12 protein-coding genes are annotated in these 13619 nt (G+C 70.8%); 8 read left to right on the top strand and 4 right to left on the bottom strand.

Translation table 11 applies throughout. The annotated features are described in order from the left end of the window. Window positions 1-11: 11 nt before the first annotated feature. From DES44_RS14620 to DES44_RS25310, 4 genes are read left to right on the top strand one after another with little or no spacing between them, the layout of a single operon-like run. Entirely contained in the window at window positions 12-314 is a 303-nt protein-coding gene (locus DES44_RS14620; RefSeq protein ID WP_058933974.1) for a high-potential iron-sulfur protein, read from the top strand. Window positions 315-357: 43 nt separating this feature from the next. Next, window positions 358-1665, top strand: a complete 1308-nt coding sequence (locus DES44_RS14615) for a DUF3422 family protein (protein ID WP_058933975.1) — start codon at window positions 358-360, stop codon at window positions 1663-1665. 1 nt (window position 1666) lies between these two features. Beyond that, a complete protein-coding gene (gene bchI / locus DES44_RS14610) occupies window positions 1667-2686 on the top strand; it encodes a magnesium chelatase ATPase subunit I (protein WP_058933976.1) in 1020 nt (339 codons plus the stop codon). After that, complete coding sequence (locus tag DES44_RS25310; RefSeq protein ID WP_058933977.1) at window positions 2677-4962, top strand: VWA domain-containing protein; 2286 nt, start codon at window positions 2677-2679, stop codon at window positions 4960-4962. Before bchI ends, DES44_RS25310 begins: the two co-directional genes overlap by 10 nt. Here the strand turns inward: DES44_RS25310 and bchO are convergent. Continuing rightward, window positions 4923-5858: an alpha/beta fold hydrolase BchO gene (gene bchO / locus DES44_RS14600; RefSeq protein ID WP_083525350.1), complete on the bottom strand. Its 936-nt coding sequence runs from the start codon at window positions 5856-5858 to the stop codon at window positions 4923-4925. The genes DES44_RS25310 and bchO overlap by 40 nt on opposite strands. A 40-nt stretch (window positions 5859-5898) precedes the next feature. On the opposite strand from bchO, the gene DES44_RS14595 reads away from it, so the two are divergent. The 4 genes from DES44_RS14595 to DES44_RS25110 are packed head-to-tail and all read left to right on the top strand — an operon-like array spanning window position 5899 to window position 10015. Further along, window positions 5899-7473: a phytoene desaturase gene (locus DES44_RS14595; RefSeq protein ID WP_058933979.1), complete on the top strand. Its 1575-nt coding sequence runs from the start codon at window positions 5899-5901 to the stop codon at window positions 7471-7473. Further along, the gene (locus tag DES44_RS14590; protein WP_058933980.1) at window positions 7457-8566 is read left to right on the top strand and encodes a phytoene/squalene synthase family protein; all 1110 of its coding nucleotides are present in this window, start codon (window positions 7457-7459) and stop codon (window positions 8564-8566) included. The genes DES44_RS14595 and DES44_RS14590 overlap by 17 nt, the downstream gene beginning before the upstream one ends. Then, window positions 8563-9849 (top strand): glutamyl-tRNA reductase, encoded by a 1287-nt coding sequence (hemA, locus tag DES44_RS14585; protein WP_058933981.1) that lies wholly within the window; start codon window positions 8563-8565, stop codon window positions 9847-9849. The genes DES44_RS14590 and hemA overlap by 4 nt, the downstream gene beginning before the upstream one ends. Before the next feature lie 7 nt (window positions 9850-9856). Then, window positions 9857-10015: a hypothetical protein gene (locus tag DES44_RS25110; RefSeq protein ID WP_157592934.1), complete on the top strand. Its 159-nt coding sequence runs from the start codon at window positions 9857-9859 to the stop codon at window positions 10013-10015. Between the two features lie 22 nt (window positions 10016-10037). On the opposite strand, the gene DES44_RS14580 is transcribed toward DES44_RS25110, so the two are convergent. The 3 genes from DES44_RS14580 to crtD are packed head-to-tail and all read right to left on the bottom strand — an operon-like array spanning window position 10038 to window position 13536. Then, window positions 10038-11027: an NAD(P)H-binding protein gene (locus tag DES44_RS14580; RefSeq protein WP_116001631.1), complete on the bottom strand. Its 990-nt coding sequence runs from the start codon at window positions 11025-11027 to the stop codon at window positions 10038-10040. Continuing rightward, a complete protein-coding gene (locus DES44_RS14575) occupies window positions 11027-11986 on the bottom strand; it encodes a carotenoid 1,2-hydratase family protein (RefSeq protein WP_198164899.1) in 960 nt (319 codons plus the stop codon). The genes DES44_RS14580 and DES44_RS14575 overlap by 1 nt, the downstream gene beginning before the upstream one ends. After that, window positions 11941-13536: a 1-hydroxycarotenoid 3,4-desaturase CrtD gene (gene crtD, locus DES44_RS14570; RefSeq protein WP_058933982.1), complete on the bottom strand. Its 1596-nt coding sequence runs from the start codon at window positions 13534-13536 to the stop codon at window positions 11941-11943. Before crtD ends, DES44_RS14575 begins: the two co-directional genes overlap by 46 nt. Window positions 13537-13619: the final 83 nt, after the last annotated feature.

Here is a 13619-nt window from a genome sequence, read left to right as displayed (position 1 = left end):
AGGCTCACACCATGAACAGCCGTCGCCAGTTCATCCGTCTTGTTCCCCTGGCCGGAGCAGGGCTCCTGGTCGGTCCGGCCTGGTCCCAGACCATGGTCGACGAGAAGGATCCAACGGCCGTTTCACTCGGCTACCACGCCGATGCGTCGAAGGTGGACAAGGCCAAGCAGCCCAAGTACGTGGCCGGATCGGCCTGCGGCAACTGCTCGCTGTACCAGGGCAAGGCCGGGGCGGCCTCCGGGCCGTGTCCGATCTTCGCCGGCAAGCACGTGGCGGCCAAGGGCTGGTGCTCGGCCTATGTGAAGAAGGCCTGACCCCCCGGGACGGTCCCCGCCGTCCCAGAGCCGGAGCGGTCTCATGAGGCTGCTGCCGGCCGACCTCCCCGAGCGCGCCGCGCTTGCGATGGAGATCCACGCCCGCCCACCGGAGCCCTTGGCGCCACCGGGGCGGGCGAGTTACATCGCCGTGCTGGTGGATGCCGATGAGCGGGAGCGCGAACTGGCCCACCTCTCGCGGCTGTGCCGCCAGCATGCGCAGGTGGGCCCCGGGGCCGATGCGGTGCACTGGAGCGGCACCATCGGCACGCTGCGGCTGAAGTGGGAACGCCACGGGGAGTTCTCCAGCTACACGCTGCTGACGCCATCGGCCGGTCCGGTGCCGTTTGCCGAGACGGCCGCGGCCGAACTGCCCACCGGCTGGCTGGCGGGCGTGCCAGGGCTGACCGTCTATGCGGGGCATGCCGAGCTGCTGTCCCCGTCTGAAGGGCAGGAACTGGGCGAGCTGATGCGGCAGAGTTTCGGCGACCGCATCGTCGTGGGCAGTGCACTGGGCGACGGCGCGGGCCTGGTCTATTCCGATTTCCTCATCCATGGCGACGGCTTCGGCCGGCTGCTGCTGATCGACCAGGGCTTCACCCCGCTGGTGGCCGGCCGCATGCTGCAGCGCCTCTTCGAGATCGAGGCCTATCGCATGATGGCCTTGCTGGCGTTCCCGGTGGCGCGGCGTCTGTCGCCCCGGCTGCTGGCCATCGAGCGGTCACTGGCCTCACTCGCCGACAGCATCGCTGCGGTGAATTCGCGCGAAACCGGCCGCGACGAAAACCTGCTGCAGGAGCTGACACGCCTGGCCGCCGAAATCGAAAGCGGCCTGGCTGCGAGTCAATACCGCTTCGCCGCCTGCCGGGCCTATGCGGAGCTGGTGCGCACCCGCATCGAGGAACTCCGGGAACGACGCCTGACCGGCCTGCAGACGCTGGATGAATTCATGAGCCGCCGCTTCACCCCGGCGGTCGCGACCTGTGCGACGGTCTCGCGGCGCATGCACGACCTGTCCGAGCGGGTGGCGCAGGCCAGTCATCTGCTGTCCACCCGGGTCGACATCGTGCGGGAACAGCAAAACCTGGCGCTGCTGGCCTCCATGGACCGCCGGGCCAAGCTGCAGTTGCGCCTGCAGCAGACGGTGGAAGGTCTCTCCATTGCGGCCATCGTGTATTACATGGCCGGCGTGGTGGGCTACATGGCCAAAGGCGGGCGATCGCTTGGCCTGCGGCTGGATGTCGACCTGTTTGTCGGACTGAGTGTGCCGCTGCTGGCGCTGCTGGCGTTCAGCGCGGTGCGCCGCGCCCGCCGCCATGCCAGCGAGCGGGACTTGAAGGAAGGGCCTTGAGATGAGCATTCCCTATCCCTTCTCCGCCCTGGTCGGCCAGGACGAGATGAAGCGAGCCATCCTGATCGCCGCCGTGGAGCCCGCCATCGGCGGACTGCTGGTGCTGGGCGACCGGGGCACCGGCAAGTCCACCGCAGTGCGCGGCCTGGCCGCGCTGCTGCCGAAGATGCGCGCAGTGCAAGGCTGCCGTTACCACTGCGATCCGGAGTCGGCCTCGGTCTGCGAGGACTGCGAGCGGCTGAAAGCCGGCGGCCGCATCAAGACCGACCAGCTGCCGGTGCCGGTGGTGGACCTGCCGCTGGGCGCCAGCGAAGACCGCGTGCTCGGCGCGCTGGACCTGGAGCGGGCGCTGTCGCAGGGCATCAAAGTGTTCGAGCCGGGGTTGCTGGCACGGGCCCATCGCGGCTTTCTCTACATCGACGAGGTGAACCTGCTGGAGGACCATCTGGTGGACTTGCTGATCGACGTGGCGGCCTCCGGGGAAAACGTCATCGAGCGCGACGGCCTGAGCCTGCGGCATCCGGCGCGCTTTGTGCTGATCGGCAGCGGCAATCCGGAAGAAGGGGAACTGCGACCGCAGCTGCAGGACCGCTTCGGGCTGTCGGTGGAGGTGAGCACGCCCCGCGAGATTGCGGCGCGGGTCGAGGTGGTGCGTCGGCGTGATGCGTATGAGCGGGACCCGGCCGGCTTTGCGTCCCAGTGGAGTCGCGCCGATGCGCAGGTCCGGCGGCAGATCCTGCAGGCGCGGGACCGGGTGGGATGCCTGGACGTCGGCGAGCCGGTGCTGCAGCGCGCCGCCGAGCTGTGCGTGGCGGTGGGCAGCGACGGCCTGCGCGGGGAACTGACCCTGATGCGAGCCGCGCGGGCCATGGCGGCCCTGGAGGCGTCGACCGAGGTGACGCTGGACCATCTGCGAGCGGTGGCGGTGATGGCGCTGCGGCACCGCTTGCGTCGCAACCCGCTGGATGACACCGCTTCGGGCGAGCGCATCGAGCGCGCGGTGGCCGAGCTGTGGAACTGAACCCCTGGCCACCGGTCTGGCAGGCCGTCTGGCTGCTGGCCGTGGACCCGTCCGGGCTGGGCGGGCTGGTGCTTCGTGGCGGTGCAGGGCCTCAGCGGGATGCCGTGCTGGCGGGGCTTCGGGCTGCACTGCCAACGGGAACGCCGTGGCGACGTCTGCCGGTGAGGATCGATGAGCAGCGGCTGTCGGGCGGGCTGGATCTGGGCTTGAGTCTGGCGGCGGGGCGTCCGGTGACGACGGCGGGACTGCTGGCGGAAGCGGCCGGCGGCGTGCTGGTGCTGCCGATGGCCGAGCGGGTCGAGGCGGGTCTGGCGGCTCGGCTGGTGGCGGCGATGGATGCGGGGCGTGATCGGGGCGGGGATCGTGAGTCAGGCCGCGGAGCACGCCATGAGCGTGGCCATGCGCGGGCCCTGGAGCGGAACCTTGCGTTGAAGCTTGAGCCGAACCTTGAGGCCGCTGATGAGCCGACCCATCGATCAGACGATGATCCGCACGATCAAATGGACCGTGAGCGGCGCAGTGGGCCAGAGATCACCTTGGTGGCATTGGACGAAGGCCAGACAGAGGACGAGGCGCTGCCCGGCAGCTTGCGAGAGCGGCTGGGACTGATGGTGACGCTGGATGCCAGCGCGAGAGACTGGTGCGGCATGGGCACCTTCTGGAACGGTGTCTGCGCCGCGACCGCGACCGCGACGGAGACCGCGACCGCGCCGTCGGCCTCGGCTCCGACTCCGACTCCGACCCTGACTCCGACTCCGACTCCGACCCTGACTCCGCCTCCGGCGACGATGCCGTCGATGGCGCGCCACATCGCCGACGCCCGCGCCTGCCTTCCCCATGTGACCTGCGACCTCGAGGTCATCGAAGCGCTTTGCGTCACCGCGCAGGCGCTGGGTCTGGACTCGATGCGGACGGTCTGGCAGGCGTGGTCCGCCGCGCGTGCGGCCGCTGCGCTCGCGGGCCGGACTTCGGTGGAGCAGGCGGATGCCGAGGTGGCGGCACGACTGGTGCTGGCGCCGCGCGCCCGGGCGTTGCCCGGTTCGGCGGACACGGAGGCTGGGGCGGAGCGCGATGCGTCCCCTGGCGCTTCGTCGTCCGACGCCGCATCGAAGGAGGCGGACTCGGCCGCCCAGAAACCAAGCGGCCAGGAGGGCACGACAGGCGGTCCTCCGCCCGCGTCGTCCCACTCGAGCGCTCCCGCGCGCACACCTCACGACGGCGCTGATGCGTCCCCCAACGAGACCCTGGATGCGCTCCCGGAGGCACTCGACACGAACACCTCAGACGCGAAAGACAGCGCAGACGGCCACCCCTCATCGGACGACAACGACGCTGGCGGCGATCGTCCAACGGCGCCACCCGGCCATGCGCTTCAGACCCGCACGCTGGCGGCGGCCAAGGCCGCGATCCCGGCGGGACTGCTTCAGAGTCTGTGCGGTGCCACGGCCAGCGCGGGTCATGCAGGGGGACGAGGCTCCGGCCGCCATGGTGCTGCCGCGGGTGGCCACACCAGTGGACGCCCCCTGGCCTCGCGACGCGGCCCGCTGTCGGACGGCCGTCGCCTCGACCTCGTGGCCACGCTGCGCGCGGCGGTGCCCTGGCAACGGCTGCGCACGCAGGAGCGCGAGCAGCAGGGCCTGCCGCCATCCGCGACCCGGCTGCTGCTGCGGCGCGAGGATGTGCATCTCAAACGCTTCCAGCGGCCCCAGGAGACCACCACGCTGTTTGTCGTGGATGCCTCCGGCTCTCAGGCGCTCAACCGGCTCGCGGAAGCCAAGGGGGCGGTGGAGCTGCTGCTCTCCGACTGTTATGTGCGCCGGGACCGGGTGGCCTTGCTGGCCTTCCGGGGCGACAGCGCCGAACTGCTGCTGACGCCCACGCGGTCCCTGGCCCGGGCCCGCCGGGCGCTGGCCAGCCTGCCTGGCGGCGGCGGCACGCCCCTGGCCGCAGGCATCGAAGCGGCATGGCTGCTGGGGTGCCGTGTGCAGTCGCGCGAAGGCGGGCGTGCCGTGCTGGTCTTCCTCACCGATGCGCGTGCCAACGTCGCGCTGGACGGCAGCCCGGGCCGCGAAAGGGCGGTGCAGGATGCCCTGCTGACGGCTCGGCGCCTGCGTCTGGACGGTCTGCAGAGTCTGCTGATCGACACTGCGCCGCGTCCACTGCCCACCGCCATGATGCTGGCCCAGGCCATGGGCGCGCGATATGTGCCGCTGCCGCATGGGCAGGCCGCCCAGGTCTATGCCGCGGTCTCCGCGGCCGTGTCTCCGGCGACCTGATCCCGCAGCGCCAGCAGCAAGGCGTTGATCGTCTCCGGCGCCTCCTCATGGGCCAGGTGGCCCAATCCGCTCAGCGGCACGAACTTGCCGTGCTTGAGCAGCCGCGCCAGTTCCAGCGAGCGCACCGGCGCTGTCGTCCGGTCACACAGTCCGGCGGCCAGCCACAGTGGCAGCGTCAGCCCGGGCAGCCGCTGCCGCAGCGATTCCAGCCGCCAGTGCGCCAGCATGTCCAGCACGCCCCGCACGTGGGAGGGCTGGCTCAGCAGCTCGCGATAGTGGGCCACGCCGTCGGCATCCAGCCGGGAGCCGGTGGAGTGGATGAGGTGGCCCAGGGCGCGTGGCTGCGACGCATGGCGGGTCACCCAGTCGGGCAGCAGCGCGCTGCGCGCGGCGAACCGGGCCGCTGCCGGGGCCACCAGGCCCATCAACCCTGGCAGCGGTTCCAGCGCCCCGTTGACCGCCAGCAGACCGCGCAAGGTGGGGACGTGATGGTCCAGCGCCAGCTGCGCCATGACGGCCGCGCCGGCGGAATGGCCAGCGGCCAGCACCGGTGCCGCCCCCAGGACTTGGAGCAGCTCCGCCACCGCCAGCGCCATGCGGGGCAGGGTGGCGCGGCGGTCGGCAAATGCGCTGGTGCCGCCATGGCCCGGCAAGTCCGGCACGATGACCCGGAAATGCGCCGCCAGGCCCGTCATGCACCCCCGCCAGGAACCCAGCGATGCGCCGGTGCCATGCAGCAGCAGCAGGCACGGGGACGTGCCAGTGCCCCCGTCCGGGCCGGCGCACTGAACCCGCCAGCGCAGACCGGCCGCCTGCACGGTCACCGGGCTTTCGATCGGTGCAGCCACCGATGAAACGATCGGTCCCGCAGGAGGAGGGGCAAACTCGGGGGGCATTTCGGTTGTCAACTAAAGTGGACAAGCATAAGATAAATGCATGTTGACACCAAGCCAGGCCGTCGCCCCCGGTGACCCCACCCAGCCCCATGCCGTGATCATCGGCAGCGGATTCGGCGGTCTGGCGGCGGCGGTGCGGCTCGGCGCTCGAGGCTACCGCGTCACCGTGCTGGAACAGCTGGATGCGCCCGGAGGCCGGGGCTACGTGCATCGGCAGGACGGTTTCACCTTCGACGCCGGTCCCACCGTCATCACCGCGCCTTTCCTCTTCGAGGAACTGTGGGCCCTGTGTGGCCGGCGCCTGGCGGACGATGTGGACCTGCGGCCGGTGTCGCCGTTCTACCGCGTGCGCTTCCATGATGGCACGAGCTTCGACTACAGCGGGGATGCGGAGGCGATGCGCCGCGAGGTGGCCCGCCTCTCCCCGTCGGACGTGGACGGCTACGAGCAGTTCCTCCAGGCCAGCGAGGCCATCTACCGCGTCGGTTTCGAGCAGCTGGGCCATGTCTCCTTCGAACGCTGGACCGACATGGCCCGTGTCCTGCCCGACCTGCTCAAGCTGGAGGGCTACCGCACCGTCTGGGGCCTGGCCTGCAAGCATGTGAAGAACGAGAAGCTGCGGGTGGTGCTGACCTTCCAGTCGCTGCTGGTGGGGGGCAATCCGTTCTCCACTACATCGGTCTACTGCCTGATCGCCTTCCTGGAGCGGCGCTTCGGCGTGCATTTCGCGATGGGCGGGACTGGCGCGCTGGTGCGGGGCCTGGTGGGGCTGATCGACGGGCAGGGCGGCCGGGTGCGCTGCGGCGTGTCGGTGCAGGAGATCCTGGTGGAGGAGGGCGCGGCCTGCGGCGTGCGTCTGGCTTCCGGCGAACGCATCACCGCCGATGTGGTGGTCTCCAATGCCGACTCCGCCTGGACCTACCGCCATCTGCTGCCCGCCCAGCATCGGCGCCACTGGACCGACCGGCGCATCGAACGCGCGCGCTACTCGATGAGCCTGTTTGTCTGGTATTTCGGGACGCGGCGCCAGTATCCGGACGTCGCGCACCACACGATCTCGCTGGGCCCGCGCTACCGCGGCCTGCTGGACGACATCTTCACCCACAAGCATCTGGCGGACGACTTCAGCCTCTACCTGCATCGTCCCACCGCCACCGACCCGAGCCTGGCCCCGCCGGGGTGCGACACGTTCTATGTGCTGTCGCCGGTGCCGCATCTCGAAGCGGGTGTGGACTGGCAGTCCCGTGGCGAGCCCTATCGCGCGGCGATCGCCAGGCGCCTGTCGGAGACGCTGCTGCCCGGTCTGGAAAGCGAAGTCATCAGCTCGCTGATGCTGACCCCTCAGGACTTCCAGGACCGGCTCAGTGCCTACAAGGGCGCCGCGTTCTCGCTGGAGCCGGTGCTCACCCAGAGTGCCTGGTTCCGACCCCACAACCGCAGCGAGGAGGTGGAGCGTCTCTACCTCGTCGGCGCGGGCACCCACCCCGGTGCCGGCCTGCCGGGGGTGCTGTCGTCCGCCCGGGTGCTGGACGCCGTCGTGCCCCATGCCCGTGACCTGCCGCGCCGTGTCTCCCATCCCATCCAGGAGGGCCTTGCCCATGTCCGACCCGCATGAACTGCAGGAGGCCGACCTGGCCGTCTGCCGCGCCAGCCTGGCCTTCCATTCCAAGACCTTCCATGCCGCCTCACTGCTGCTGCCGCCCTCGGTGCGGGCGCCGGCCACGGTGCTGTACGGCTTTTGCCGGCTGGCCGATGACACGGTGGATGTGGAGGGCGGGCGGCGACTGTCGCTGAAGCAACTGCACCGGCGCCTGGACCAGGTGTTCGACGGGCGGCCCCAGCCGGTGGCGGCGGACCGGGCACTGGCCGCGGTGGTGGCACGGCATGCCATTCCGCGTCGGCTGCTGGACCTGCTGCTGGAGGGCCTGGCCTGGGATGTGGACGAGCGGCGCTACGACACACTGGACGAGCTGCTGGCCTATGCGGCCCGTGTCGCCGGCAGCGTCGGCGCGATGATGAGCCTGCTGATGGGCGCGCGGGACCCCTCCGCCCTGGCGCGGGCCTGCGACCTGGGCGTGGCGATGCAGCTGTCCAACATCGCGCGGGATGTGGGCGAGGACGCCCGCATGGGACGGCTGTACCTGCCGCAGCAATGGATGCGCGAGGCCGGGCTGGCGCCGGACGCCTGGTTGGCCCATCCGCAGCACAGCCCGGCGCTGGCCTCGGTGGTGCAACGGTTGGTGCAGGCCGCCGACCCGCTGTATGCACGCGCAGCCGCCGGCATCAACCGCCTGCCGCTGGCATGCCGTCCCGGCATCAACGCAGCGCGGCTGTTCTACCAGGGGGTCGGTCGTCAGGTGCAGGCCGCTGGCTTCGATGCCATCAGCCGCCGTGCGGTGGTGCCGCGTGAGCGCAAGCTGCAGTTGCTGGCGCTCGCGGCGGTGAGCCTGCGGCCCTCGGCGCGCCTGCTGCATGAACCGGCCTTGCCGGCGTGCGAGCCTTTGCTGGCGGCCGTGGCTGCTGAGTCCACACGGGCTGCAGAGGCCGCGACCGCAGCGGCCGCATCCACTTCTGGCGCCGCCACCGGGCAGCGCCGTGCGCATCGGCCTCGGACTGAAGCCGTCATCGATCTCTTCACCCGGCTGGAGCAGGAAGACCGTCGCCATCGAAAGATCCGGGACGAGACCTGGCGCAGGAGTGCGGCATGACGGTACTTGCCCTGGGCCTGAATCACGGCAGCGCCCCGCTGGATCTGCGGGGCCGCTTTGCCATTCCCACCGAAGCGCTGGGTCGCAGCATCCAGGGGCTGCGGGACCATCTGGCGCAGGCGCGGCCCGAAGTGGCCATCCTGTCCACCTGCAATCGCACCGAGGTCTATGTGGGCCTGCCGGCCAGTGCCTGCCCGCGTCATGCGCTGGCGCTGGCGGAGCCCGCCATGGAGTGGCTGGCCGGGCATGGTGGCACGCCCTCCGGAGAGTTGCGTCGGCACAGTTATTTCCGCGAAGGTGCGGAAGCGGCGCGGCATGCCTTTCGCGTGGCGGCGGGCCTGGACTCGATGGTGCTGGGCGAGCCGCAGATCCTGGGCCAGATGAAAACGGCCGTGCGCGAGGCCGACAGCGCCGGTGCACTGGGCACCACCTTGCATCAGATGTTCCAGCGCAGCTTTGCGGTGGCCAAGGAGGTCCGCAGCCGCACCGAGATCGGCAGCCATGCGGTCAGCCTGGCCGCGGCCGCCGTGCGTCTGGCGCAGCAGCTGTTTGACGACCTGCCGCGTCGCCGGGTGCTCTTCATCGGCGCGGGGGAAATGATCGACCTGGTGGCGACCCACTTCGCGGCCCAGAAACCGCTGCAGATGACGGTGGCCAACAGGAGCCTGGAGCGTGCGGAGGCGCTGGCGCAGCGGCTCCATGCCACGCAGATGCCGCTGGCGGACGTGGCCGAGCGCCTGGGCGACTTCGACATCGTCATCAGCTGCACCGCCAGCAGCCTGCCGCTGATCGGGCTGGGCGCCGTCGAGCGTGCGCTCAAGCGCCGCAAGCGCCACCCCATGCTGATGCTGGACCTGGCCGTGCCGCGGGACATCGAGCCCGAAGTCGGACGGGTGGACGACGTCTACCTGTATTCGGTGGACGATCTGGCCCATCAGGTGCAGGTCAACGGCGCCCGGCGGCAGGCGGCCGTGAGCGAGGCCGAAGCCATCGTGAGCGCCGGCGTGGACAGTTTTTCGCAGTGGCTGCAGCAGCGCTCCGCCGTGCCGCTGATCCAGGCGCTGCAGACGCAGACGGAAGCCTGGCGCCAGGCTGAGCTGCAGAAGGCCCGCAAGGCACTGGCCCGGGGGCAGGATGTGGAAGCGGTGATGGAGGCGCTGTCCGCCGGACTCACCCGCAAGATGCTGCACGGCGCACTCAGCGAGCTGCACAGCAGCGCGGGCGAGGCGCATCAGCAATGGGCCAGCTCGGTGCAGCGGCTGTTCCTGCGCAGCGGATCGTGATCGGTTCATGATCGACGACCGCCTCTACGGTCTGATCGAACTGGTGCTGGTGTTTGGCCTGATCCTGGGCTGGGCAGGCTGGCAGTGGTGGGACTGGCGTCGGTGGAAGCGGGAGCAGGCGCGCAAGGACGCGCAGGCCGATGCGAACGATCACAAGGGCGGGTAAGCGCCCACGCGCCCGTCCCGGATCAGAACACCGAATGGTCTCCGCGCTCCGGCAGCGCCGCCTCGCCGCGCGCCAGTGCCGCAAAGAAATCCCCCAGGGTCTGGCGGCCCGTTGACGGCGTGAGCGTCGCGTCATAACGCCCGCTGAGCGGATCCATCACCAGCATCGACTCGGTGGCGTAGTAGCGTCCGATGCGCGCCAGCTCGGCCTTGGCCGCGGCGGCGGGCCAGAGGCGGCCCACCTGCGTCAACCCGCCGACGATCACGTCCATCATCCGCAGCGGGACCTCCCGAAAGCGGGGCGGGCGTCCGAGGGCGTCGAACAGCAGCTCGCCCTGGTCGCGCGGCGTCAGCGCCGGGCCGGGGCCGCCGATGGGCAGGATGCGGTTCACGCGCGATGGGTCGTCGAGGCAGCCCGCCAGATAGTCGGCCAGATCGTCGTCGCTGATGGGCTTGCAGGCGGTGAGGCGCCCGTCGCCGAAGAGCAGGTAAGGTTGGCCGCGCCGCACCCGCTCCACCTGGCCGCACAGCGACTTGAAAAACGCGGTGGGCCGCACGATGGACCAGGGCAGCCCCGACGTCCTCAGCGCCTGCTCGGCAGCCAGCTTTGCGCCCTGGAAGGCCAGCCGGGGCTTCTGCAGGCACAGGGCCGACAGCAGCACCACCTGCTGCACGCCTGCCTGCCGGGCCTGGGCAAAGGCCTGCACATGGGCCGCATGATCGACCGCCCAGGCGTCCTGCGGCAGACCCGTGCGGGAGGCCAGGCAGGACACCAGCGCGTCAAAGCGCTCTCCACGCCACCCCTCCTGGCGCTGAGAGGCCGGGTCTGCCGCGTCGCCAAAGCGCAGTTCCACGCCGGGCAGCCGTCGCGCCAATTCCGCGCCTGCCAGCCGTCCCCCCACGCCCGCCTGGGGACGCACTAGCGCGACCACCGCATGACCGTGTCGCCGCAAGGCACGTGCAGTCGCCTGACCGAGCGTGCCGGTGGCGCCCAGCAGGAAGATGCGGGCCATCAGCGGCTCCCGGCCCAGGCGGCGCGCCGGGGCATGCGGAAGGGCAACAGGGCCTGGACCCAGCGCTGGTCAAAGCGTTGCAGGGAGAGGCTTTCATGCAGGGCCAGGGCGCCGCTGTCAGCGTCCCGCAGCAGGGAGCGGCAATAGAAGGGGCCGCTTTCCAGCGTTGCCAGCAGCTGTGGTGCGCGATGCCCGCGGCTGTGGCGCGCCACCTGCCAGGCACTGGCGGGCAGCGCCTGGCGCGGGGGCGGGGGCAGGCTGCGCACATGGCCGTCCGGATCGATGCTCAGGGCCAGGGCTTGCCCGTCTCCCGTGGTCGGCTGCACCTCGTAGAGCAGGGACGTGCGGCCGTCCGGACGGGTGGCGCGCTGCCACTGCCAGCTGCGGAAGTCCCGCACCAGCGGGCGGCTGCCGTGGTTCGCATCGACATAGGCATCGCCCTGCCAGTGACGCCGCGGTGATTGCAGATCCACTTCTACGCGCGAGGACGGACTGATGGGCTGCCACTGGTGGCGGCCTTCCCGATCCAGCGAGAAGGACCAGCCGGGCATCGCGCCCGGCCGCACCGTGATGCGACCGCGGATGCGCTGCGGCCACGGTACCGTCCACTCATCCAGGTCGATCTGCAGGCCTCCGTCCGCCTGCCATTGCAACTGGCTCGGGCCGATGGCCAGACGCTGCGCATCACGCGCCAGCGCTGCGGCGCCCCGCTCGGTCATCGTCCAAAGGCGCGAAAAGCCGTCGTCGCCCGGGGCGCGTCGGTAGAGGGACACGTTGATGGCGCAGTGGGCCTGCGCCGGCGCCCCATCATCGCCGTGTCTGCGCCTCGCCCAGGCGTAGTAGGGCGAGAACACACTGCCGATGAAGGCAATCAGCGTCAGCGCCTGCACGCTGCCGTCCGGCTGCACATCGCTCACCGCATCGACATACCACCAGGCATAACCGCCGGGCGGGACCACGAGGTCGAAACCAGGTCCTCGAGCAGCTGCGCGGCGGCCAATCGGCCCGACAGCGCCGCCATCGGCACCCCCGGCCCCGGATGAACCGAGCCTCCCGCCAGGAACAGTCCCGGCAGCGTCGTGCGGCCCGCTGGCCGGTCCTGGAAGCTGGCCTGCCAGCCCCGGCTGGCCGGTCCGTAGAGCGCTCCCTGGCTGGCCGGGAACCGCCGCGCGAAATCCGCCGGCCGGGTCAGCAGCGGCGGGCCGGTGAGCGTCACCTCCAGCCCGGCCTGTCGCAGCCGTTCCCACATCTGTGCTTCGCATCGTGCGATCTCCTCGGGGCTGAGGCCGCGCCCATGGGCATCGGCGGGGGCATTGACCAGGCACATCAGGCGCTCGGGACGGCGGGCGCCCGCCGGCAGGCCGGGGCGCAGCCGGTGGGCCTGGCCGCTGCGGTCCTGGGCGCAGACATAGACGGTGGGCGATTCGGGCAGGCGTCCTGCGGCGATGGCCTCGAACTCCTGCCGGTAGGCCGGGGTGGGTCCGAACACCACGTTGTGGTGCGACAAGTCGAAGCCACCGGTCACCGCTTCCGCATGCCAGGTCAGGGCGGACAGCGACGGGGTCCCATGGCGCAGGCCGCGCGGCGCGTCGGTGCCCAGCAGGCCGGCGGTGAGCGCACGCGCGTCGCCGTTGAAGACGACCGCTTCGGCCGGGATCACCTCGCCCTCGGCGAGCTGCACCCCGCAGATGCGGCCGTCCGTCACCAGCAGCCGCTGCACCTCCGTGCCGCAGCGCAGGCGCACGCCCAGCTTCTGGCCCTGCTGCGCCAGCGCTTGCGCCAGTCGCGCCATGCCGCCTTCGATCTGCCAGACCGCTTCGCGCTCCACATGGGCCACCAGCATCAGCGTGGCCGGTGCGTCGAAGGGGGAACTGCCGCAGTAGGTGGCATAACGGCCGAACAACTGCTGCAGTCGCGGATCCTGGAAATAGCGGCCCAGTTCGCGCCACAAGGTGGTGAAGGGGGAGATGCGCATCAACCGGCGCAGTCCGGCGGGCCCCTGCTGGCGCAGCACCCGCCAGGTGAGGGCCAGCACCGAGGGCCGGCTGCTGCGCATGAAGCTGCGGTCCAGCGTGTCGTGCACCTGGGCGGCCCGCTGGCAGAAGGCCTTGTAGCGGGCGGCCTCGGCGGGACCGCTGAAGGCGGCGATGGCCTCCAGGCTCTCGGCCATGTCGGCGAACAGGTCCAGCCGTTCGGTGCCGCTCCAGGCATGCCGGGCCAGCACTTCGCAGCGGCGCAGATGCACCTGCTGCTCCAGTGACGTGCCGAGCTGGTCAAACAGTTCGTCCAGCACCCATCGCATGGTGAGCACCGTCGGCCCGCCGTCCAGCTGCAGCGCGCCCAGTTCCACCGGCTGCATCTTGCCGCCCGGCGAGCCGGCCCGCTCCAGCAACTGCACGTCCAGACCCTGGCGCGCCAGCAGCGCCGCCGCGGCCATGCCGCCCATGCCCGCGCCCACCACCACCACGCGCGGCGGCTGCAACGGAGAGAGCGGACGGACACGGTTCATTGACGCGACTTCCGGATGTGTCTATTCTGGTTGACGAACTGTAATGTAATTCCGCACTGACATGCGGAGGAATCTGGAGCTCA

This window comes from Roseateles depolymerans, assembly GCF_003387155.1.
Classification (GTDB): Bacteria; Pseudomonadota; Gammaproteobacteria; order Burkholderiales; family Burkholderiaceae_C; genus Roseateles; species Roseateles depolymerans.
Note: the sequence above shows the minus strand (reverse complement) of the source record. Positions and strands in the feature narration are given on the sequence as shown.